Raw genomic sequence first — 20,866 nt, 5'->3', positions numbered from 1 at the left:
ACTGAGTCATGGGAGCCGGCCTTCGCCGGTCCTACGACGGCGGCAGGCACTCCTCCGCCGGCGGCTTTCCCTCCGGCCAGGCGATCCTCACGAAACGGTTGGCGCCCTGCGGGGTCACCTCCACCACCGGTACGGCCTTGTCGTACGGGTTGCCGTGCACGTCCAGGCAGATCCAGCCGCTCGCCCCGCTCACCTTCAGCGAGCCCTTGACCTGCGGCCACTGCAGGCCGACATCGGCGAGCGGCGGGACCACCTCGCCGTCGGGGGTGGCCTCGCGGATGCCCTTGACGGCCAGCTGCATGGCGTCGTAAGCGATGATCAGCTGGCCGTCCGACAGGGTGATCGGGCCGATCGGGCCGACCGGCTCGCGCTTGCTGCTCGCGAGCAGACCGTTCAGGACGCTCGCGCCCTGCGCCGAGCCGCCCGTCTTCGCCGGGTCCTTCGTCCAGGCGTCCGGGTGGGCGAGGGCGGTGTAGCGCACGGACAGGTTGTGCGTGAGGGCGCTGCGGTCGAGGTCCTTGTCGCCGGTCAGGTAGGAGCCCTCGTCGCCGGTCAGCAGCGTGAACCTGCGGTCCTGGCAGCCGCGCCCGCCGAGCGCGTTGATGAACTGCCGCAGCTGGGTGTGGCGTCCGGCGAACAGGATGGTGTCGGTGTCCGGAGCCGTGTCGCACACCAGGTGGGTGATCTGCCGGAACGTGTTGGCGGTGGTGCCCTCCTGGCTGCGGTCGTCGGGCGGGGTGAAGGGCTGCGGCTCGTACGGCGAGCCCTTGATGAGGTCGGCGAACGACTTCTGCAGCGTCGTCGTGTACGGGTCGCCCGGCTTGTCGTACACCAGCAGCGCGTTGCCCGCGGTCACCTTGGCGAAGGAGGCGAGCGCGCGGGCCTCGTCGGTGTTGGTGGGGGAGACCCGGGCCAGCCCCGGGAAGGGATCGGTGCCGTCCTGACCGTTGGCGAGGTCGTCGGCTGTGATGGAGGAGCCGATCACCGGAATCCCGCGCCGGGTCAGCTCGGCGACCGCCTTCTTGTTGTTCTCGGTGCTCAGCCCCACCCCGGTCACCGCCCGCAGCCGGTCCGGGCCCTCGGTCATCTTCTCCAGCTGGTCGACCGTGTGCTCCCAGTGGGCGCCGGTCGCCCCGGGGTTGGCCAGCACCAGCCGGATCGCCGGGGTCTGCCCGGCCGACTTGTGGTTGGCCTGGTACTGGGCCAGATACGCGCCCTGCAACTCGTGCAGGACGTCCCCGAGGTTGTCGGCGTCGGTCGAGGTGAAGGGTTCGAGCAGGGCGACGGTGACATAGCTGTCCGCCTTGAGCGACCTGTTCTCCCGGTCGATCGCCCTGACGGTCTCCCGCAGCTGGGGCCGGCCGAAGTAGTAGTCCGTCGCCGACACGCCCACGCACTCGTCGCTGCCCTCGGGCCGGACCACCCCGGCCGCGCAGGACCGGTCGTCGTGCGCGAGCACCCGGACGCCGAGGACCAGCCCGGCCACCACCGCGGCGGCGACCAGCAGGGCGAGACAGCGGCGCAGCGGTATCTCCCAGATCCCCTCACGCAGCCGGGTGCCGAAGCCTCTGCCCGAACCCCCGCCCGCACCGCTCCCCGCCATCACGCCTCCCCGTCCGCTTCGTCCTCGTCGTCGTCCGGGACGCGCAACGCCCGCCCGGCGAGGGCGTCCTCGGGCCAGTCCCGCGAGGCGCGCCACAGCAGCGCGTTGCCCGCCGGCCGCAGGTTGGACAGCTGCTCCAGCTCGAACCGCAGCCGGTCGCACACCTTCGCGTCGGGCAGCGCGAGCGGGTCGGTCAGCTGCCACACGGCGTGCAGCAGCCGCCGTATGCGCAGGTGCAGGACGGCGTCCGCACCCTCCGGCACGACCTGCCCGGCGTCCGTACGCCCGAGCGCGACCGCCGCCCGCCGGTCGTCCCGTCCGGCTCCGGCGAAGTCGTGGCCCTCGGGGTCGTGGGCGTGGAAGTAGGGCGCCGACGCGATGAACCGCAGCGACCGCAGCCAGACGCGGATGTCCAGAGCGGGGAACGTGTCACGCAGGTACGCCACCGCCGACTCCGCGCCACCCAGCGCGAGTTCGTGGTGCAGCCGGTAGCGGGCGCGGGCCGGATCGTCGTCGTCGGCCGCGTGCGCGTAGTAGCGGATCAGCGTCTCGTGCGCCTGCCGCCACTGCCCGTGGTCCGGGTCCCGGTGGTGCAGCCGCAGCAACAGCAGGGTCCGTACGAAGAAGTCCCCGACGAACCGGCCCGGCACCTCCGGCAGCCCCTCCGCCACCAGCCGGGTCTCCAGCGCCCGCACGTCCGCCGGGCCGAAGTCGTCCGGCAGAAGCGCCTCGGCGAGCGCGCAGGCCGAGGCGTGGTCGTGCGCGGCGGCCAGCACGGTCAGCTCGTCCAGCCGGTCGGCGGGCACCAGCCGGTCGAGGAGTTCGAGATAGGTGGGCCGCCCGTCGCGGTCGTCGTCCAGCCGTACGTCCGCGGTCAGCAGTTCCCCGAGGGAGGCGGCGCCCGGCAGGTTCTGCGCGGCGGAGTCGGCCAGGTGGACGATCCCCAGCGGGTTGCCGCCGGTCAGCCGGTGGATGGCGTACGGCAGTTGGGGCGGCACCGCAGCCTGTGCGCAGGCGGCGCCCACCAGGTGCAGGGTGTCGTCCGGGCTCAGCGGCGGCAGCGCCACCAGCAGCGCCCGGGACGACGGGGCCGCCGGGTCCGGCGCCCAGTCGCCGCGCCGCGCGACCTCCGCCAGGGTCCGCCGGACGGCGCTGCGCAGGACCGGGCGGTCGGTGCCGCGCAGACCGCCGACGAACACGACCTGGTCGGCGATCCCGCCGGCGCGGTCGCGCAGTATGGCGTCGGCCAGGCCGGGACCGGGGGCTTGGTGCGCGTTGTCGATGAGCACGAGGGGCCGCCCCAGCCGCTGCATCCGCGGCAGCACCCCCGCGTACGCGTCGGCCAGGTCGGCGAGCAGCGCCCGTACGAGATACCGCTCGGCGTGCTCCCGGGAGGTGCCGCCGGCCCGGAAGTGCCCGGACAGCAGGATCAGCCCGCGCCGGGCGTCGCCGCCCGCGTTCGGGTAGTCGCGCCACCAGGCGGAGGCGCGCTGCTGGCGCCGGTTGACGAAACTGTCGGAGAAGGACTCCAGGGTCGCCTCGATCGCCGACGCCACGAGCGGCCCGGTGCCGCTCACCGCCGCGACGACGTTGGCGGTGACCCGGCCGGCCATCCGCCCCGCGAACCCGGCGACCCACGACCCGCCCTCGTTCAGCAGCAGGATCCGCTCCACCTCGCGCCGGATCCGCTCGGAGTCCGCGTCGTCCCAGCCGCCCGCCGCGACCGCGACCAGACCCGACATCAGCCGCGGGAACGCGATCCGCCCGGCCCCGGTCACCGGCTCGGCCAGCTGCTCGGCGACGACCAGCAGCGCCTGCGACACCGGCGACCAGGCCTCCAGGGGCCGCCCCCCGGTCGGCCTCGCGAACTGGACGTCCTCGCAGTCGATCGACGCGACCGGTGTGTGCCCCTTGTAGGCGTCCCGCAACTCGCCGAGCACCGCACTCTTGCCGAGCCCGCGCCCCCCGGTCAGCAGCACGAAGGGCAGCTCCTTCGGATGCTCCACGGCAGTGGCCCGGTGCTGATGCGGACGCAGGCCCACGAGCCGCGGAGCAAGGCCGGCCGGATCGGTGTCGAACAGCGCCCCGCGCCCGTGCAACGGTCTGCCCACCGCATCTCTCCCCCCAGAGACTCCAACCTCAGGGTAAGGAGAGGGAGTTGGTGCGGGCCAGACCCGGTGATGTCCGTTGTGTTACGAAACTCTCGACCCGTCCCGACGATTCAGGCTACGGTGATCGAGTCCAGCTTCGCCCGCAGGTACACGTGCGAGTCGACGGGCTCGTACGCCACCCGTCCCACCGGCGCGGGCAGCGACTCCACCAGCGTGCCCGGCGTGCACTCGCCGAAGTAGACGAGGGACATCAGCTCCTCGGCGGGCGCGTCGGCCGGCGGGGGCAGCACGCGGTGCCGTCCCGAACGCCAGCGGTCTCCGGTCCAACGGGCCAGCAGGTCACCGACGTTGACGGTGAACGCCTCCGGGTCGAAGGGCGCGTCCTCCCAGCCGCCCTGCTCCGTCCAGACCTGCAGTCCGCCCTTGCCGGCCTGCCGGTCGAGGATCGTCACCGTCCCGAAGTCGGTGTGCGGGCCGATCCGGAACTGGCCCGGCTGCGGCTCACCGACGACCTCCGTCCCCGGATACCAGTTGATGTTGAAGCCGTACGTCGGACGGTCCATGTGCTTCGAGAAGAACCCGGCGTCGAGCCCGAGCGCCTCGCCCAGCAGGGACAGCAGCTCCTTCTCCAGGCCGGCCATCCGCGCCAGGTACTCCTCGCAGAGTTCCCGCAGTTCCGGCACCTCGGCAGGCCAGACGTTCGGCGCCGCCCACTCCGCGTCGATCACGGGGTCCTCGAAGTGCTCGTGCGTCGCGAACGTCAACGACTCCTTCAGGTCCGGCGGGGTCTCCGTCCCCTCCGAATACCCGTTGGCCTCCGCGCCCGGCCCGAGCCAGCCGCGCCCGCCGACCTTCGCCGCGTACGGCTGCTTGACGTCGACCGGCATCCGGAAGAACGCCCGCGCCGCCTCCCGGATCCCGGACCGCAGGGCAGGGTCCACCCCATGCCCGGTGACCAGCAGGAACCCGGCGGTCTGGAGGGCCTCGTCGACGGTACGGGCGATCTCGGCGCGGGTGTCGGGGGTGCCTTCGACCCAGGGCTTCAGGTCGATCGTGGGGATGCGGGGCTTACTCACCGATGTCCTCGTTCCACAGTGCCGGGTTGTTCTTGATGAAGTCGCGCATCATCTCGACGCACTCGGGATCGTCCAGGAGCACGATCTGCACGCCGTGCTCCGCCAGCCAGTCGTGGCCGCCGTGGAAGGTGGCCGCCTCGCCGACGACGACCCGCGAGATGCCGAACTGGCGGACCAGTCCGGAGCAGTACCAGCACGGGGAGAGGGTGGTCACCATCGTCGTACCGCGGTACGACCGCTGCCGTCCCGCGTTCCGGAAGGCGGCCGTCTCCGCGTGCGTCGAGGGGTCGTCGTCCTGGACGCGGCGGTTGTGGCCGCGGCCGAGCAGGGTGCCGTCGGTGCCGTAGAGGGCGGCGCCGATCGGGATGCCGCCCTCGGCGAGCCCGGCGCGGGCCTCCGCGACGGCGGTGGCGAGCCAGCTGCGGGCCGTCGCCTGATCCAAAGGGTCCATGGCTTCACTCTCCTGTGGCGGAAACACGAGGGCAACGTGCGGAAAGTACTCTCCGGGCATCCCGTAGCCGGACGAACTGTCAGTGCCCCGGAGGTTCCCGTGCCCGCACTCACCCTCCGCGACATCCTGGAGCTGGACCCGGTGCGGGCCGCCGAGCCCGAACTGCTGGCAGGTGAGAGCGCCCTGGACCGCCCGGTGCGCTGGGTGCACTCCAGCGAGGTGTACGAGGGCGCGAACTTCCTGGACGGCGGTGAGCTGCTGCTGACCAACGGCTTCGGGCTGACGGACGCGGGCGAGGAGGTCCGGCGGCGGTACGTGCGTGAGCTGGCGGCACGGGACGCGGCCGGGCTCGCGGTGGAGGTGGGGCGGTCGCTGCCGTCGATGCCGGCCGAGGTGACCGACGAGGCCCGCCGCGTGGGGCTGCCGCTGCTGGCCCTGCACCGGGTCGTGCCCTTCGTACGGATCACGGAGGCCGCGAACCGGGCGATCGTGGCCCGGGGCCTGTCCGGGCGGTCGGTGGTACGGCCGTGGGGCGACGACCACACGGCCGCGCTGCTCGCGGACCTGGCCGACCGGGCGGCACTGAATCAGCCCGAGGTGGAGGCGCGGGCGGCGCTGGCCGGGTTCCACCCGGGCCCCGGCGCCCGCCTGCTGGGGGTGTCCCTGCACGGCACGCGGGACGTGAGCACCGTGGACCGTGCGGTACGGCTGCTCGGCGGGGCGGGGGTGCTCCGGGCGACGTTCCCGGGGGACGTACTGGCGTTGCTGTCACTGCCCGGCTCGCGTGCCGGCGACCCGGTACGGGCCGTCCAGGACGCCTTCCGTACGGCCGCCGAGCCCGGCCTGACCGTCGCGGTCGGGCACGCCGTCGCCGCCGGTGGAGGCCGGCTGCGCTGGAGCGACACGCTGCGTGCGGCCCGTACGACGCTGGAGCTCGCGCTGACCGTGCCGGCCGCCGAACCGGGCGTACCGGACGGCGCGCTGGTCACGTCCTCGCGCGCCCTCGCCCTGGAACGGGAGCTGACCCGGGGTGGCGTGGACGCCAACCGGGAGCGGCTCGCCGGGCTGGTCCAGCACGCCCTGGGCCCGCTGCTGGCCTGGGAGGCGGCCCACCCCAGCGACCTCGTCCGCACCCTGGAGGTCCACCTGCGGCACGGCTGCTCACCCACCCGCACGGCCGCCCTGCTGCACATCGGCCGGCAGTCCCTCTACCAGCGGCTGGAGCGGATCGAGTCCTTGCTCGGGCTGGAGATCGGCGACCCGGACCTGCTGGGCGAACTCCTGACGGCGGCCTGCGCGCACCGGGTGGTGCGGGGGACGAGCCCGACGGTGGCGGGCGGCTTGCGGACGGTGGCCTAGGGGCTGGCTGTGCCGCTGCTGCCGTTGGGCGAACGCGGTCCCATTCCCGACCTGCGCAGGCTTGTCAACGGCGTGATGTGGTGGTTCCCTCGGGCGCGGGACATGCTCGGAGCCGACCTGGCGACGGTGGGCGGCACAAGCTGGGCGACGGGGAAGCTCCCGGGAATGCGCTCCGCGCCCATCGACCCGCTGATCAGCAATCTGCGGAAGATCTGCGGGGGGTGAGCATGCGAGAGAGTGAGGAAGTCTCGTTGTCACCGAGGGAGCGTCCTGAACCGGACCTGGTCGTCCGGCCCGCCCTGCGGTTCGGCCTGCTGCTGGTCGTACCCGGCCTGCTGCTCGTGCTGCCCAGGGTGGCTTTCGGCCACGGTCTCCAAGGCCGGCTGCTGTGGGGCGGCCTGGCCGCCGCGATGCTTGCGGTACCGCTGCTGACCCGGCTCATGCAGATCAGGCTGGACCAGGAGGGCGCTGCCGTGCGCTTCCGCGGCCGTACGTCGCGGATCCCCTGGACCGAGCTCGCCTCGGTCCCGCGCACCGCCCGCAGCACAGGACGGACGAGGAGCGCCGGCCTGCTCGTGCTGGAAGGCAACAAGGGGCAGCGGACGGAGATGCCGCTGCTGCTGGTCCGCCTGTCCGACCGGCAACGGCTGCTGTCCGTGCTGGAGCAACGGACGGCACCGGGCACGCTCCGCAGTGACCTGTAGCGGAGCCACGGGAGCGCAGGAAGCGGACGCGTAGAAGAGGAGGGACCCGGAGTCCGGAGACCGGCTTCCAGGCCCCCTCCTCAGGGCGTTGTGGCTCACGCCCTCAGCGCAGGGTGACTTCGCTCGTCCCGTTGTACGGCGCCATGCACAGCCGGAACCGTGTCAAAATTCCCGGCGAAATGTCCAGGAGTCCGGGCAGGTAACCTGTGCCGATCACCGCCGTGTCCGCGGCAGTTGGGCCCTCTTGGAGGAACGTTCATGGTTGCTGCTCCGGTTCTGGAGGAGCTGCGCGAGGTCTGCCAGCCGCAGGCCAAGCTGGCGAGCCGCAACGGCGAGCACTGGGCGGGCCGGCTCTACATGCGGCGCCTCTCGCTGCGGTTCACCCGCCAGCTGGTGCGCACGCCGGTCACCCCCGACCAGCTGACCTGGACGATGGTGGTGTGCGGGGTCGCGTCCGGGGCCGCGCTGATGATCCCGGGCCTGACCGGTGCCGTACTGGCCGTCGTCCTCATGCAGCTGTTCCTGCTCTTCGACTGCGTGGACGGCGAAGTCGCCCGCTGGAAGGGCCAGAACAGCGCATCCGGCATCTACGTCGACCGCCTCGGCGCCTACCTGGCCGACGCCGCCCTGCTGGCGGGCGCGGGCTACCGGGCCGCCGAGTCGGGCGTCGGCGGCTGGCTGTCGATCGGCATCGCCACCGCGCTCGGCGTCGTCCTCCTGAAGGCTTCCACCGACCTCGTGGACGTGGCACGCGCCCGGCGCGGGCTGGGCGTCGTCGACGACGAGTCGACCCGCCCGCGCTCCCAGGGCGTGGCGACGGTACGCCGCCTCGCCGCCGCCTTCAAGATCCACCGTGTGACGAACGGCATCGAGGCGTCCCTGGTGCTGCTGGTCGCCGCCGTCGCCGACGAGATGACCGGCGGCATCGAGCCGACCCGCTGGGCCCTGGGCGCGCTCGCCGTGATCACCTGGGTGATGGTCCCGGCCCACCTGCTGTCGATCCTGTCGTCGTCACGGCTGCGCTGAGGCAGCCGTACGAAGGTGACGGCACACTCCTCACTTCACCTCCGCTCTGCGCTGACCGGCGGGACTCGTCCTGCGCGAGAACGCCTGAACCTCCGTGTCCCTTCCGGCGTCAGAGTGCTGACGACGAGGGACGGAGGGGGACATGAGGGATATCTGGCACCGCACCTGGATCGCGGCGGGCCTCGCGACCGCCGGGGTGGTCGTGGCCGCCGGGTTGTACATCGACGAGCTGGAGACCGGCCACACCGACGTGGGTTCCCGGGTGGCACCCGCCGAGATCAAGGCGGCGGCCACGGACAGGAAATGCGTCGGCACCCGCCCCGTTCCCACGGACGACGACTTGCTCCCCGACAACCCGCTGGACCGGACGCTGGTCCACCTCGACAAGCTCACCGCCGGCCGGCACGCCGCCGTCTACACGGGTCTGTCCGTCGACGATGACGACAACGCCGTGGACGTGTGGCGCATCCCGTCCTCCGCCTTCGACACCGCCGCCTGCGCCGCCGCCGAGAAGGGCGTGAGGGTGCGGCTGCACAGCACCGACGTGAACCGCGAGGACCTGGCCGCCCTCGCCGAGCGGATCGGCGAGGGCATGAACCGCTGGGAGGGCACCTTCGCCCTGCGTGAAGTCGGCGTGGACGAGAGCGGGTACGTGGCCGTGGGCGTCGACGATCCGGACAAGGCCCGGCCGGTCCTGGAGAAGGAGTTCGGCGAGCGGTATCTCAAGGTGGAGCACGTGGAACAGGCCCACCTGGTCACCGGCTGACGTCAGGTGGTGGTGTCGGGCGGTGGGGTCAGGCGGTGGGGTCCTCGCCGCCGTCCTTCTTGTCCTGGTCCTTCTTGTCCTCGTCGTCGGGGGACTTCTCGTCCTTGAGGGACTTGAGGAACTCGGGATTGTCGTCGGGCGCCACCCACTGCTGCCTGCCGCCCCGGCTCCACGGCGAACCGGCGGAGCCTGCGGAGCCGCCCGCGCCGGCCGGGTGCCGCTTCTTGCCCGCGATGAGCCAGGAGAGGGAGCCGGCGAGCGGGAAAACCAGGACGAGGATGGCCCACAGCGGCTTGGGCATGTAGCGGACGTCCTGGTCCTTCGTGCTGATGCAGTCGATGAACGCGTACACGCTCAGCGCCAGTGGCACGAGGAACATCAGTACCCGGAGCATGGGGGCCTTCCAGTGGAACAGTCGTCGGGGCCGCGGGCACGGACCCCAGGTACCGGGCCAGGGTAGCCGCTCGGGGATACTTGACCCCATGGCTTACGACGATCTTCGTTCCCTGCTCAGGGCCCTGGAGCGCGAGGGCGACCTCAAGCGCGTCAAGGTCGAGGTGGACCCGTATCTGGAGGTAGGGGAGATCGTCGACCGGGTGCAGAAGTCCGGCGGCCCGGCGCTGCTCTTCGAGAACGTGAAGGGCTCCGCGATGCCCCTCGCGATGAACGTCTTCGGGACCGACCGGCGGCTGCTGAAGGCCCTCGGGCTGAAGTCGTACGGCGAGATCTCCGAGAAGATCGGCGGGCTGCTGCGGCCCGAGCTGCCGCACGGCTTCGTGGGCGTGCGGGAGGCGTTCGGGAAGCTCGGCGCGATGACGCACGTACCGCCGAAGAAGGTGAAGCCGGGGGACGCGCCCGTACAGGAGGTCGTGCTCCAGGGTGACGACGTCGACCTCGACCAGCTGCCCGCGCTCTTCACCTGGCCGCAGGACGGCGGCTCCTTCTTCAACCTGGGGCTCACCCACACCAGGGATCCGGAGAGCGGCATCCGGAACCTGGGCCTGTACCGCCTGCAGCGCCACGACAAGCGCACCATCGGCATGCACTGGCAGATCCACAAGGACAGCCGCAACCACTACCAGGTCGCGGCGCGGCGGGGCGAGCGGCTGCCGGTCGCGATCGCCTTCGGGTGTCCGCCCGCCGTGACGTACGCCTCCACCGCGCCCCTGCCCGGTGACATCGACGAATACCTGTTCGCCGGGTTCATCGCGGGCAAGCGGATCGAGATGGTCGACTGCAAGACGGTGCCGCTGCAGGTGCCGGCGCAGGCGGAGGTCGTGATCGAGGGCTGGCTGGAGCCGGGGGAGATGCTGCCGGAGGGTCCCTTCGGCGATCACACCGGCTTCTACACCCCGCAGGAGCCCTTCCCCGCCCTGAAGATCGACTGCGTGACGATGCGGAAGCGTCCGCTGTTGCAGTCGATCGTCGTAGGCCGCCCTCCGACGGAGGACGGACCCCTGGGCCGTGCGACCGAGCGGTTCTTCCTCCCGCTGCTGAAGATCATCGTGCCGGACATCGTGGACTACCACCTGCCCGAGGCCGGCGGCTTCCACAACTGCGCGATCGTGTCGATCGACAAGAAGTACCCGAAGCACGCGCAGAAGGTGATGCACGCGGTCTGGGGGGCACACATGATGTCCCTGACCAAGCTGATCGTGGTCGTCGACGCCGACTGTGACGTCCACGACCTGCACGAGGTCGCGTGGCGGGCCCTCGGCAACACGGACTACGCCCGTGACCTCTCGGTCGTCGAAGGTCCCGTCGACCATCTCGATCATGCCTCCTACCAGCAGTTCTGGGGCGGCAAGGCGGGCATCGACGCGACGAGGAAGTGGCCCGAGGAGGGCTACACGCGAGACGGCGGCTGGCCCGAGATGGTGCTGTCCGACCCCGAGACGGCGGCGACGGTCGACCGCCGCTGGAAGGAGTACGGGCTGTGAGTTCAGCTTCCGCGGCGCTTCCGCAGCAGCCGGGGCGCACGAAGGCCTTCCTGCGCCTCGTCATGATCGAGCACTCCGTGTTCGCGCTGCCCTTCGCCTACATCGCCGCGCTCACCGCGATGTTCCAGTGGGACAAGAACATCCACTGGGGCCGCCTTCTCCTGGTCACCGTCTGCATGGTGGGCCTGCGGACCTTCGCGATGGCCGTCAACCGGATCATCGACCGGGAGATCGACGCCCGGAACCCCCGCACCGCGCACCGCGAGCTGGTCACCGGCGCGATGTCGGTGAAGCACGCCTGGACGGGCGCGCTGGTCGCGCTGGTGGTCTTCCTCGGCTCGGCGGCCCTGCTGAACCCGCTGTGCCTGGCGCTGGCCCCCATCGCGGTGATCCCGATGGTGGTCTACCCCTACGGCAAGCGGTTCACGAACTTCCCTCAGGCCATCCTCGGTCTCGCCCAGGCGATGGGCCCGGTCGGCGGCTGGCTGGCGATCAGCGGCGAGTGGTCCTGGGACGCGGTGATCCTCGGTCTCGCCGTCGGCGTCTGGATCGGCGGCTTCGACCTGATCTACGCCTGCCAGGACGTCGACACCGACCGCGAGATCGGCGTCATGTCGGTCCCGGCCCGCTTCGGCATTCCGGCGGCGGTGTGGGGCGCGCGGGTCTGCCACGCCGCCACGACGGCGTTGTTCGTCTGGTACGCCGCGGCGACCGACGCGGGTGCCTTCTTCTGGTTCGGCCTGATGATCGTCGCGGGCGCGTTCGTCTACGAGCACTCGATCGTGCGACCCCATGACCTGTCCCGCCTGAACAGGGCGTTCTTCAGCGTCAACGGGTTCATCGGGATTGCCCTGTTCGTGTGTGCGCTGCTGGATCTGCTGGTGCGCGGCCTCACGGTGTGAGCGCGGGGGCGGTCCCGGCCCGGCGGCGGAACACGAACGCCGCCGCCACGCCCGACACGAGCCCGATCAGGTGGCCCTGCCAGCTGACCCCGGACTGCGTGGGGGCGAGGCCCGAGAGGATCGCGCCGCCCCAGACCGCGCCGACCAGCAGGCCGATCAGAACCCCGAGCGGCCGGCGCTCGACGAAGCCGCTGACCATCAGGAAGCCGAAGAGGCCGAAGATCAGCCCGGAGGCGCCCGCGGTGTTGCTGTGTGCCGGGGATATCAGCCACACACCCAGGCCGTCCGCGACGATGATCAGCGCGCACACCGCCGCGAAGCGGCGCAGACCGCCCAGCGCCGCCAGGAAGCCGAGGACCAGCAGCGGCACGCTGTTGGCGGCCACATGGGCGAAGCCGAAGTGCAGGAAGGCGGCGGGGACGATGTCGACCAGCTCGCCGGGAACGCGCGGGACGATCCCGAAGTCGTCCAGCGCGTGGCCCGTGGCCACGTCCACCACCTCGAGGAGCCACAGCAGCGCGACCCAGCCCGCCATCAGCATGGCCGCGGTCCTCGCACGGTCGCCGCGCGACCACTCCAGTTCCCTGCCGGGCATGGCAACCCCCACAGCTCGCTCGTCCCTCCGAGGAACGGCCCGGACCCCTTGGCCGGTTCCCACCCTGCGACGCCGGATAGGCTCGGGGTTGTGAACCCAGTCAAGCCAGGAGAGACGCCGCGTACGCCTTGGATCGTAGGGGTGTCCGGCGCCTCCGGCACCCCTTATGCCGCTGCCGTGCTGCGTGCGCTGCTCGCCGCCGGGGAGAGCGTCGACCTGGTCGTGTCCCGGGCCTCCCGGCTGACCCTCCTGGACGAGACCGGGATCTCCTTCCGGGACGCCCACTGGCAGGACGACCTGCGGGAATGGCTGTCCAGGGGCGCCGACGGGAAGCCGGGGACCTTCGAGGCCGACATCGACGGCGTACGGCACTGGAGTGCCGGGGACCTGGCGGCGGGGCCGTCGTCGGGGTCGTACCCCTCGAAGGGGATGCTGATCGTGCCGGCCTCCACCGCGTGTGTCGCCGGCGTCGCGCTGGGTCTGTCCAAGGACCTGCTGCAACGGGCCGCGAGCGTCACCCTCAAGGAGCGGCGGACGCTGGTCGTGGCCGTGCGGGAGACCCCCCTGAACGGGCAGACCCTGCGGCACCTGGTCGCGCTCGACGACGCGGGCGCGAGCGTCGTACCGGCCTCGCCCGCCTTCTACGCGGGCGCGACCCACATCCAGGACCTGGTGGACTTCGTCGCAGGACGGGTCCTCGACGCGGCGGGCGTCCGGCACGGGCTGTACCGCCGGTGGGCGGGCGAGTTGGGGAGCTCCCGGGCCGAGCGGCCCGAACCGCCCGAGTAAGCACCACTACCTCTTCAGTCTCTTCATCGGAAGGCTTCAATCGCATGGACGCGGTGGACAGGCAGCTCATCCAGGCCCTGAGGGAGAACGGCCGGGCCTCCTACGCGGAGCTGGGACGCCTCGTCGGTCTGTCGGGACCCAGCGTCACCGACCGCATCAACCGGCTGGAGGCGGCCGGCGTCATCACCGGGTACCGGGCCACGGTCGACTCCGCCTCGCTCGGCCTCGGTGTCATCGCCCTGATCGGCATCTCGCTCTCGGACGCCGCCGACCACGAGGACGTGGCCCGACGGCTGAAGGACCTGTCCGAGATCGAGGACTGCTGGTTCATCGCGGGCGACGACTCGTTCATGCTCAAGGTGCGGGCGACCGACGTGGACGGCCTGGAGAAGATCATCCGGCGGCTCAGCGGCACCAAGGGCGTGTCCCGCACCCGTACCACCATCGTGCTCTCCACCAAGTGGGAGAACCGGGTGGGTGAGCTGCCCGAGGAGGAGTAGGCGGGCAGGCGTACGGTTGACACGGTTTGTCACTGAGGAGAGGTACAAGCATGGATGTCGGGCTCAAGCGCGAGCTGGAGGACAAGGTCCGGGCCGGTGAGCGGCTGACCCGCGAGGACGGCATCGCGCTCTACGAGTCGGACGACCTGGCCTGGCTGGGCGGTCTCGCGCACGAGGTGCGGACGCGGAAGAACGGCGACGTCGTCCACTTCAACGTCAACCGCCACCTCAACATGACCAACGTGTGCACGGCGTCCTGCGCCTACTGCTCCTTCCAGCGCAAGCCGGGCGAGAAGGACGCGTACACGATGCGCATCGAGGAGGCCGTCAAGCTCGCCAAGTCGATGGAGGGCGAGAACCTCACCGAGCTGCACATCGTCAACGGGCTGCACCCCAACCTGCCGTGGCGGTACTACCCGCGCTCGCTGCGGGAGTTGAAGGCCGCGCTGCCGAGCGTGTCGCTGAAGGCGTTCACGGCGACGGAGATCCACCACTTCGAGACCATCTCGGGGCTGTCCGCCTCCGAGATCCTCGACGAGCTGATCGACGCGGGGCTCGAGTCCCTCACCGGCGGCGGCGCGGAGATCTTCGACTGGGAGGTCCGGCAGCACATCGTGGACCACCGCACCCACTGGGAAGACTGGTCGCGGATCCACCGGCTCGCGCACGAGAAGGGGCTCAAGACCCCGTGCACCATGCTGTACGGCCACATCGAGGAGCCCCGTCACCGCGTCGACCACGTGCTGCGCCTGCGTGAGCTCCAGGACGAGACCGGCGGCTTCCAGGTCTTCATCCCGCTCCGCTACCAGCACGACTTCGTGGACGTGCAGGACGGGAAGGTCCGCAACCGCCTTCAGGCGCGTACGCAGATGGCGACCGGTGCTGAGGCGCTGAAGACCTTCGCGGTCTCCCGGCTGCTCTTCGACAACGTCCCGCACGTCAAGGTCTTCTGGGTCATGCACGGTGTCCAGACCGCGCAGCTCGCGCTCCAGCACGGCGCCGACGACATGGACGGCTCGGTCGTCGAGTACAAGATCACGCACGACGCGGACAACTACGGCACGCCGAACAAGCTGACCCGCGAGGACCTGCTGGATCTCATCCGCGACGCCGGTTTCCGGCCCGTCGAGCGGAACACGCGGTACGAGATCATCCGCGAGTACGACGGTCCCGACCCGGCGCGTCGGGAGTCCCCGCAGCCGATGCGCGTGTGAGGCGCCGCGGGCGCGGTACCCGGCGGACATGAGTCCGCGTACGGCCGCGCCCGAAGACGCGTACACCGCCGAACCCTTCGTTCCGGACCGCGGCGGCCTCCCGGCCCTGCGCCGCGCCGCCGGCGAGTGCCGGGGCTGCCCCCTGCACCGGGACGCCACGCAGACCGTGTTCGGGGCGGGGGCGGCCGACGCGCGCGTGATGCTCGTGGGGGAGCAGCCAGGGGACCAGGAGGACCGGCAGGGCAAGCCCTTCGTCGGGCCGGCCGGAAAGCTGCTGGACCGGGCGCTGGCGGAGGCGGGCATCGATCCCGGCGAGGCGTACGTCACCAACGCCGTGAAGCACTTCAAGTTCACGCAGGCGGAGCCCCGCAAACGCCGGATCCACAAGGCGCCGTCCCTGCGGGAGATGACCGCGTGCGGGCCGTGGCTGGCCGCCGAGCTGGCGGTCGTGGAACCCGAGCTGATCGTGGTGCTCGGGGCGACCGCGGGCAAGGCACTGCTCGGCTCGTCGTTCCGGGTCACGCAAGTGCGCGGGACGGTCCTGGAGGAGGAGATCCACGGGCATGCGGAGCGGCTGGTGCCGACCGTGCATCCCTCGTCGGTGCTGCGGGCCGACGACCGGGAGGCCGCCTACCGCGGACTGCTCTCCGACCTGCGGGTGGCGGCCCACGCCCTGGGGTGAGCGGGTGGGCGAAGGCCCGCGACCCGGATACCGGCGCGCGAGCGGCCGAACCTAAGCTCGTTGACCATGCAGCTCACTTTCCGGCTCGACCCCGACCCCACCCCCGCGTTCCTCCACGAACTGACCCTGCTGTGGACGGCCGTCAACAACGCGGGCGGAGCGGTCGGCTTCGTCGGCGAGACGACGTACGAGGAGGTACGTCCCGAGACCGACCAGTACGCGCAGTCGCTCGCGGCCGGACGCCACCGCCTGATCGCCGGGCTCGACCTCGACGGACGGCTGCGGGCCACCGCCTTCCTCGGCCTCAACGCGCACCGCCTCCAGGGCCATTACGCCTGGCTGACCACCGTGATGATCGACCCCTCCCTCCAGCGCGGCGGTCACGGCCGCGCCCTGCTCGCGGCGGCCGAGGAGCACGCCCGTGCCCTCGGTCTGGAGGCGATCAAGCTGACCTGCCGGGGCGGGACGGGCCTGGAGAACTTCTACGCCTCCGTCGGTTACAAGGAGGTGGGCCGGGTGCCGGGAGGGCTGCGGGTCGCCGCGGACGACTACCGGGACGACATCATGATGTGGCTTCCCCTGAACTGACGCCGTCCCGTCGTCGCGGACCCCCTGCAAGATCGCGTCCCGGGCGTGCTTCACTGGATGGTGCCTTCGGGAACGCCCCCGGAGGGGCGACCCCCAGTCGGAACGGAAGAGTGGATTGACATGCTCCGCTACACACTGATGCGCCTCGGGATCCTGGTGGGCTGCCTCGTGGTCGTCTGGGGCCTGGTCTACTCCGGTGTCGTTCCGCGCGGCCTCGGTGACTCCAACGGCATGTGGATCATCCTGCTCTCCCTCGTGCTCTCCGCCCCGATCAGCTTCGTCGTGCTGCGCAAGGAGCGGGACCGGGCCTCGGTCAAGGTCGTGCAGAAGGTGGAGCGCATGAAGTCCAACCTGGACGCGAACCGCAGCCAGGAGGACGTCGCCGACGACACCGCGCGGACGCAGGGCACGGCCTCCCAGGCGTCGTAGGGGGGTTCCGCACGGCCGCACCCAATTAGTCTTTCCGGCATGGGTGCCGTGAAGAGCAAGCGGATGCCGCGTGCCGTCCGTGAACAGCAGATGCTGGACGCCGCCGTGCGGACCTTCGGGCAGCGCGGGTACATGGCCGCGTCGATGGACGAGATCGCCGAACTCGTGGGCGTGTCCAAGCCGTTGGTCTACCTCTACCTGAACTCGAAGGAAGATCTCTTCGCCGCCTGCATCCGCCGCGAGGCGCAGGCCCTCACCGCGGCCGTCCGGGCCGGCGTCGACACCGGCCTGCCCGCCGACCGCCAACTCTGGGACGGCCTGCGGGCGTTCTTCACGCACACCGCTCAGCACCCGGACGCCTGGTCGGTCCTGCATCTGCAGGCACGGACCCACGGGGAGCGGTTCGCCGCCGAGGTCGCCGCGATGCGCGAGGAGATCGTCGCCTTCGTGACCCACCTGATCGTCGTCGCCGCCCGCGAGGCCCACCGCGACCCCGACCTCCCCGAGCGCGAGGTCGCCGGCCTCGCCGAGGCCCTGGTCGGAGCGGCCGAGTCACTTGCCGCCTGGGCCAACGTGACGCCCGGCGTCAGCGCCAGACAGGCGGCGGCGACCCTGATGAACTTCGCGTGGGCCGGGCTGGGGAACCTGATGACCGGGCAGCCGTGGTCACCGGCGGAGCCGGTTCACGAGGCGATCGGGTAGACCTCGCCGCTCACATGCACCTGGTCTCCGCCGCGCAGCTCGAACCGCTCGCCGTCGGCGACGTACGTCACCGTGCCCGGCAGCAGCACCGGTGCCCTGAACTCCGCCCGGATCCGGACGGCTTGCGAGGTGCCGTGCGCGGCCAGGCAGCGGGCCACGGTCCACATGCCGTGCGCGATGGCCCGGGGGAAGCCGAAGAGCCGGGCGGTGAGCGGGTGGAGATGGATGGGGTTGCGGTCCCCGGACGCCGCGCCGTACCGGCGCCCGACGTCCCCGGCCAGCCGCCACTCGGCGACAGCGGGAAGCGGCACGGGTGCCTGTGGGGCGGTGTCCGGTACGCGCCGGTCGGTGCCAGGCGCCTGTCGGCCGGGCTCCTGCGGCTGTCGGCCGGTTTCCCGTGCCTGTCGGCCGGGTTCCTGCGACCACCCGCCGGATTGGCGTGCCTGCCACCCGGGCTCCTCCGGCTGTTCGCCGGTTTCCCGTGCCTGCCACCCGGATTGCCGCGGCTGTTCGCCGGGCTCCCGTGCCTGTTCGCCGGGCTCCTGTCCCCGTTCCGTGGGCTCCGTGGTGTGGGCGTTTGTGCGGTGCCGGGCGAGATACGTGCTTCTCGACTCCCACCTGACGCTGCCGCCCGCCCGCACCTCCGTGACCACGACGGCCTCAGTGCCGCGCCGGTGCGGCACCAACCGCTCGACACCCACGGTGAGTTCGTACTCTCCGGTGGCCGGGAGTGCCTGGTACCGGGTGATCTCGATCGACGTGTGGACGAGTCCGAGCAGCGGCAGCGGGAAGTCCCGCCCGCTCATCAGCCGCATCGCGAGCGGAAAGCCCAGGACGTGCGGATACGTCACCGGCAGCGCGTCCTCCCCGGTGGCGAAGCCGCACACCCGCTCGTACGCGGCCAGCCGTGCGAGGTCGACGCGCAGGCCGGGCAGCACCAGCCGGGTGCGGGGGAAGTCCGCGTCCGGGCGGGGGCGTTTGAAGGGGGAGAGCAGGGCGCCGCGGGCGAGCAGGGGCGCGAGGGCGGGCGGCCGGGTGAGGGCGACGGACATCACGCCCCCGGCAGGCGCCGGCCGCGGACCCGCACGAGGGCGGCCGGATGCGGCAGCCTCGGCCGGCAGGTCGGGAAAGGGCCGGGCGCGGTGCCGGTGAACCTCAGGTAGCGGTCGGCCATGGCCGTCTCCCCACGCGGATCTCTGCTTACTCCGAAGTAAGGTTACCGCAGGTAAGGCGAGAGCGTGCCTGGTGGGCAGGGGCGGCGGCGACACGGGAGCGTACCTGAGGGTCGCTCACATAACCTCCGAGGTTGCACATCCCCGGCTCCGGACCACCCCCGAACCCGCACGAACCTTCCACGAGGGCGCCGTACGATCACCGTCTTAACCCGCGGTAACCCGTCAGCCGCGCACCGCTGGTGAACGCCCCGGTACGTCCCGTACGTACCACATGCAACAGAGCGGAACACTGTTGCACGCCCCTGGAGCTGCCCCATGTCCCTCGCCTACACGTCCGGTCACGACTACGACGGTGCGCCCGTGCTCGTGGAACCGGAGATCCGGCGGCTGGACGGAGAGGTCCGGGAGGTTTCCGTCCCGCCGATCGTCCCGCCGGTCACGTACGGGTCGCTCGCCGACCTGCCCTTCGACAACGCGGACGCGGCGCCGGAGGACCCGGTGCTCAGCCGCCGTACCGAGGAGGGCGGCTGGTCGGACCTGACGGCGGCCGAGTTCGCCGGGGAAGTGCTCGCCCTCGCGAAGGGGATGATCGCGGAAGGGCTCGTGCCGGGCGACCGGGTCGCGATCATGGCGCGCACGACGTACGAGTGGACGCTCCTCGACTTCGCCGCCTGGGCCGCCGGCCTCGTCACCGTCCCGATCTACCCGACCTCCTCCGTCTACCAGACCCGCTGGATCCTCCAGGACTCGGGCGCGGTGGCCCTGGTGACGGAGACGGTCGCACAGGCCTCGGCACTGGGCCCCGAACTCAGCCATCTCCCCGACCTGCGCCACATGTGGATCCTGGAGAAGAGCCACCTGGAGCGCCTGGCCGAGCTAGGACAGCAGGTCCCCGACCAGGAGATCGCCGTACGGCGAGGGGTCCTGGGCCCCGACACGCTCGCCACCGTCGTCTACACCTCGGGCACCACCGGCCGCCCCAAGGGCTGTGCCCTCACACACGGCAACTTCCTGGCCGAGGTCGACAACGCGATCGAACTCCTGCACCCCGTCTTCAAGTCGAAGACGGCCGACGAACTCTCCACCCTCCTCTTCCTGCCCATGTCACACGTCTTCGGCCGCATGGTGGCCGTCGCCTGTGTCCGCGCCCGGGTCCGCCTCGGCCACGCGCCGAGCCTGAAGGCGGAGGACCTGCTCGCCGACCTCGGCAGCTTCAAACCGACGTTCCTGCTGGTCATCCCGTACATGCTGGAGAAGGTCTTCAACAACGCGCGCGCCAAGGCGGAGAGCGGCGGCCGGGTCGCCCTCTTCGACCGCGCCACCGGCGTGGCCGGCCGCTACGCCGAGGCGGTCGAGGCCCGCAAGGCCGGCACCGGCAGCGGCCCCGGCCCCGCCCTCAAAGCGGCCCGCGCCTGCTACGACCCCCTCGTCTACCGCCGCATCCGCAACGCCATGGGGGGCCGCATCCGCCACATCATCTCCGGCGGCTCCCCCCTCGGCCGCCCCATCGCGGCCTTCTTCGCGGGCGCGGGCATGGAGATCTACGAGGGGTACGGCCTCACCGAGTCGACCGGCGCCGCCACCGTCACCCCGCCCCTCAGACCCCGTCTCGGCACCGTCGGCTGGCCCCTGCCCGGCACCAAGGTCCGCATCGCCGCGGACGGCGAGATCCTCCTGAGCGGCGGCCAGGTCTTCCGCGGCTACTGGGACCCGCACGGCAACGGCCTGATCCCCTCGTCCTCCGACGGCTGGTTCCCGACGGGCGACATCGGCCGCCTGGACGACGAGGGCTACCTGACGATCACCGGCCGGAAGAAGGAAATCCTCATCACGGCGGGAGGGAAGAACGTGGCCCCGGCGCCGCTCGAGAACTGGCTCCGCTCCCACCCCCTGATCTCCCAGTGCATGGTCCTCGGCGACACCCGCCCCTACATCTCCGCCCTCATCACCCTCGACATGGACGGCGTCAGCCACTGGCGCCGGATGAACGGCAAGCACTCCGTCCCGCCGGAGCTCCTCGTGAACGACGAGGAGCTGAGAGCGGTCCTCCAGCGCGCGGTCGACGAGGCCAACAAGCTGGTCTCCCGCCCGGAGTCGATCCGCCGTTTCACGATCCTGCCGAAGGACTTCTCGGAGCAGGCCGGCCACCTGACCCCGTCGATGAAGCTGCGCAGGGAAGCGGTCATGAAGGACTTCGCGCAGGAGGTGGAGGGGCTGTACGAGCGGTGAGAGGGCGTCGCACCCCAAGTCTGGT

Annotated in this window: 23 protein-coding genes; 15 read left to right on the top strand and 8 right to left on the bottom strand. The window is 71.5% G+C overall.

Annotation, left to right across the window (positions count from 1 at the left end; all coding sequences use genetic code 11):
* Positions 1-31 precede the first annotated feature (31 nt).
* The 4 genes from KUM49_RS04260 to KUM49_RS04245 form a co-directional block, all read right to left on the bottom strand.
* The gene (locus tag KUM49_RS04260) at positions 32-1,603 is read right to left on the bottom strand and encodes a hypothetical protein (RefSeq protein ID WP_217235316.1); all 1,572 of its coding nucleotides are present in this window, start codon (positions 1,601-1,603) and stop codon (positions 32-34) included.
* A complete protein-coding gene (locus KUM49_RS04255) occupies positions 1,603-3,714 on the bottom strand; it encodes a hypothetical protein (RefSeq protein ID WP_217235315.1) in 2,112 nt (703 codons plus the stop codon). The genes KUM49_RS04260 and KUM49_RS04255 overlap by 1 nt, the downstream gene beginning before the upstream one ends.
* Before the next feature lie 110 nt (positions 3,715-3,824).
* Positions 3,825-4,790, bottom strand: coding sequence for an isopenicillin N synthase family oxygenase (locus tag KUM49_RS04250; protein ID WP_217235314.1), 966 nt, complete (start codon positions 4,788-4,790; stop codon positions 3,825-3,827).
* Positions 4,783-5,241: a nucleoside deaminase gene (locus KUM49_RS04245; protein WP_217235313.1), complete on the bottom strand. Its 459-nt coding sequence runs from the start codon at positions 5,239-5,241 to the stop codon at positions 4,783-4,785. Before KUM49_RS04245 ends, KUM49_RS04250 begins: the two co-directional genes overlap by 8 nt.
* A gap of 99 nt (positions 5,242-5,340) precedes the next feature.
* On the opposite strand from KUM49_RS04245, the gene KUM49_RS04240 reads away from it, so the two are divergent.
* The 5 genes from KUM49_RS04240 (at position 5,341) to KUM49_RS04220 (ending at position 9,096) form a co-directional block, all read left to right on the top strand.
* Positions 5,341-6,600, top strand: coding sequence for a PucR family transcriptional regulator (locus KUM49_RS04240; RefSeq protein ID WP_217235312.1), 1,260 nt, complete (start codon positions 5,341-5,343; stop codon positions 6,598-6,600).
* A gap of 9 nt (positions 6,601-6,609) precedes the next feature.
* Entirely contained in the window at positions 6,610-6,825 is a 216-nt protein-coding gene (locus KUM49_RS04235) for a hypothetical protein (protein WP_217235311.1), read from the top strand.
* Positions 6,826-6,851: 26 nt separating this feature from the next.
* Positions 6,852-7,304 carry a hypothetical protein gene (locus KUM49_RS04230; protein ID WP_217235310.1) on the top strand — a complete coding sequence of 151 codons (453 nt, stop codon included), beginning with the start codon at positions 6,852-6,854 and terminating at the stop codon, positions 7,302-7,304.
* Positions 7,305-7,562: 258 nt separating this feature from the next.
* Entirely contained in the window at positions 7,563-8,330 is a 768-nt protein-coding gene (locus tag KUM49_RS04225) for a CDP-alcohol phosphatidyltransferase family protein (RefSeq protein ID WP_217235309.1), read from the top strand.
* Positions 8,331-8,472: 142 nt separating this feature from the next.
* Complete coding sequence (locus KUM49_RS04220) at positions 8,473-9,096, top strand: hypothetical protein (protein WP_217235308.1); 624 nt, start codon at positions 8,473-8,475, stop codon at positions 9,094-9,096.
* A 28-nt stretch (positions 9,097-9,124) separates the two neighbouring features.
* Here KUM49_RS04220 and KUM49_RS04215 read toward each other — a convergent pair whose 3' ends face one another.
* Positions 9,125-9,490 carry a PLD nuclease N-terminal domain-containing protein gene (locus KUM49_RS04215; RefSeq protein ID WP_217235307.1) on the bottom strand — a complete coding sequence of 122 codons (366 nt, stop codon included), beginning with the start codon at positions 9,488-9,490 and terminating at the stop codon, positions 9,125-9,127.
* Positions 9,491-9,578: 88 nt separating this feature from the next.
* Here KUM49_RS04215 and KUM49_RS04210 point away from each other — a divergent pair, with 88 nt between their 5' ends.
* Both KUM49_RS04210 and mqnP read left to right on the top strand, forming a co-directional pair.
* Positions 9,579-11,036 (top strand): menaquinone biosynthesis decarboxylase, encoded by a 1,458-nt coding sequence (locus tag KUM49_RS04210; protein ID WP_217235306.1) that lies wholly within the window; start codon positions 9,579-9,581, stop codon positions 11,034-11,036.
* Positions 11,033-11,938, top strand: coding sequence for a menaquinone biosynthesis prenyltransferase MqnP (gene mqnP / locus KUM49_RS04205; protein WP_217235305.1), 906 nt, complete (start codon positions 11,033-11,035; stop codon positions 11,936-11,938). Before KUM49_RS04210 ends, mqnP begins: the two co-directional genes overlap by 4 nt.
* Here the strand turns inward: mqnP and KUM49_RS04200 are convergent.
* Positions 11,928-12,533, bottom strand: coding sequence for a rhomboid family intramembrane serine protease (locus KUM49_RS04200; RefSeq protein ID WP_217235304.1), 606 nt, complete (start codon positions 12,531-12,533; stop codon positions 11,928-11,930). The genes mqnP and KUM49_RS04200 overlap by 11 nt on opposite strands.
* 90 nt (positions 12,534-12,623) lie before the next feature.
* On the opposite strand from KUM49_RS04200, the gene KUM49_RS04195 reads away from it, so the two are divergent.
* The 7 genes from KUM49_RS04195 to KUM49_RS04165 all read left to right on the top strand — a co-directional run bounded on the left by KUM49_RS04195 (position 12,624) and on the right by KUM49_RS04165 (position 17,437).
* Positions 12,624-13,322 (top strand): UbiX family flavin prenyltransferase, encoded by a 699-nt coding sequence (locus KUM49_RS04195; RefSeq protein ID WP_217235303.1) that lies wholly within the window; start codon positions 12,624-12,626, stop codon positions 13,320-13,322.
* A gap of 44 nt (positions 13,323-13,366) precedes the next feature.
* Positions 13,367-13,822, top strand: coding sequence for an Lrp/AsnC family transcriptional regulator (locus KUM49_RS04190; RefSeq protein WP_217235302.1), 456 nt, complete (start codon positions 13,367-13,369; stop codon positions 13,820-13,822).
* A 50-nt stretch (positions 13,823-13,872) separates the two neighbouring features.
* A complete protein-coding gene (gene mqnE, locus KUM49_RS04185; RefSeq protein WP_217235301.1) occupies positions 13,873-15,036 on the top strand; it encodes an aminofutalosine synthase MqnE in 1,164 nt (387 codons plus the stop codon).
* 28 nt (positions 15,037-15,064) lie between these two features.
* Complete coding sequence (locus tag KUM49_RS04180) at positions 15,065-15,718, top strand: UdgX family uracil-DNA binding protein (protein ID WP_217235300.1); 654 nt, start codon at positions 15,065-15,067, stop codon at positions 15,716-15,718.
* 66 nt (positions 15,719-15,784) lie between these two features.
* Positions 15,785-16,306, top strand: a complete 522-nt coding sequence (locus KUM49_RS04175) for a GNAT family N-acetyltransferase (protein ID WP_217235299.1) — start codon at positions 15,785-15,787, stop codon at positions 16,304-16,306.
* 120 nt (positions 16,307-16,426) lie between these two features.
* Entirely contained in the window at positions 16,427-16,735 is a 309-nt protein-coding gene (locus KUM49_RS04170; RefSeq protein ID WP_217235298.1) for a DUF4229 domain-containing protein, read from the top strand.
* Positions 16,736-16,774: 39 nt separating this feature from the next.
* Positions 16,775-17,437 carry a TetR/AcrR family transcriptional regulator gene (locus KUM49_RS04165; RefSeq protein WP_217235297.1) on the top strand — a complete coding sequence of 221 codons (663 nt, stop codon included), beginning with the start codon at positions 16,775-16,777 and terminating at the stop codon, positions 17,435-17,437.
* On the opposite strand, the gene KUM49_RS04160 is transcribed toward KUM49_RS04165, so the two are convergent.
* Positions 17,419-18,489, bottom strand: coding sequence for a MaoC/PaaZ C-terminal domain-containing protein (locus KUM49_RS04160; protein ID WP_254400710.1), 1,071 nt, complete (start codon positions 18,487-18,489; stop codon positions 17,419-17,421). The two genes, KUM49_RS04165 and KUM49_RS04160, sit on opposite strands and share 19 nt — an antisense overlap.
* On the bottom strand, positions 18,489-18,611 hold the full coding sequence (locus KUM49_RS49705) for a hypothetical protein (RefSeq protein ID WP_302185391.1): 123 nt from the start codon (positions 18,609-18,611) through the stop codon (positions 18,489-18,491). The genes KUM49_RS04160 and KUM49_RS49705 overlap by 1 nt, the downstream gene beginning before the upstream one ends.
* A gap of 316 nt (positions 18,612-18,927) precedes the next feature.
* Here KUM49_RS49705 and KUM49_RS04155 point away from each other — a divergent pair, with 316 nt between their 5' ends.
* A complete protein-coding gene (locus KUM49_RS04155; RefSeq protein WP_217235295.1) occupies positions 18,928-20,841 on the top strand; it encodes a long-chain fatty acid--CoA ligase in 1,914 nt (637 codons plus the stop codon).
* Positions 20,842-20,866 lie beyond the last annotated feature (25 nt).

The sequence above is a fragment of the Streptomyces sp. AC555_RSS877 genome (genome assembly GCF_019049245.1).
Classification (GTDB): domain Bacteria; phylum Actinomycetota; class Actinomycetes; order Streptomycetales; family Streptomycetaceae; genus Streptomyces.
This window is presented reverse-complemented; position numbering and strand designations above follow the sequence as displayed.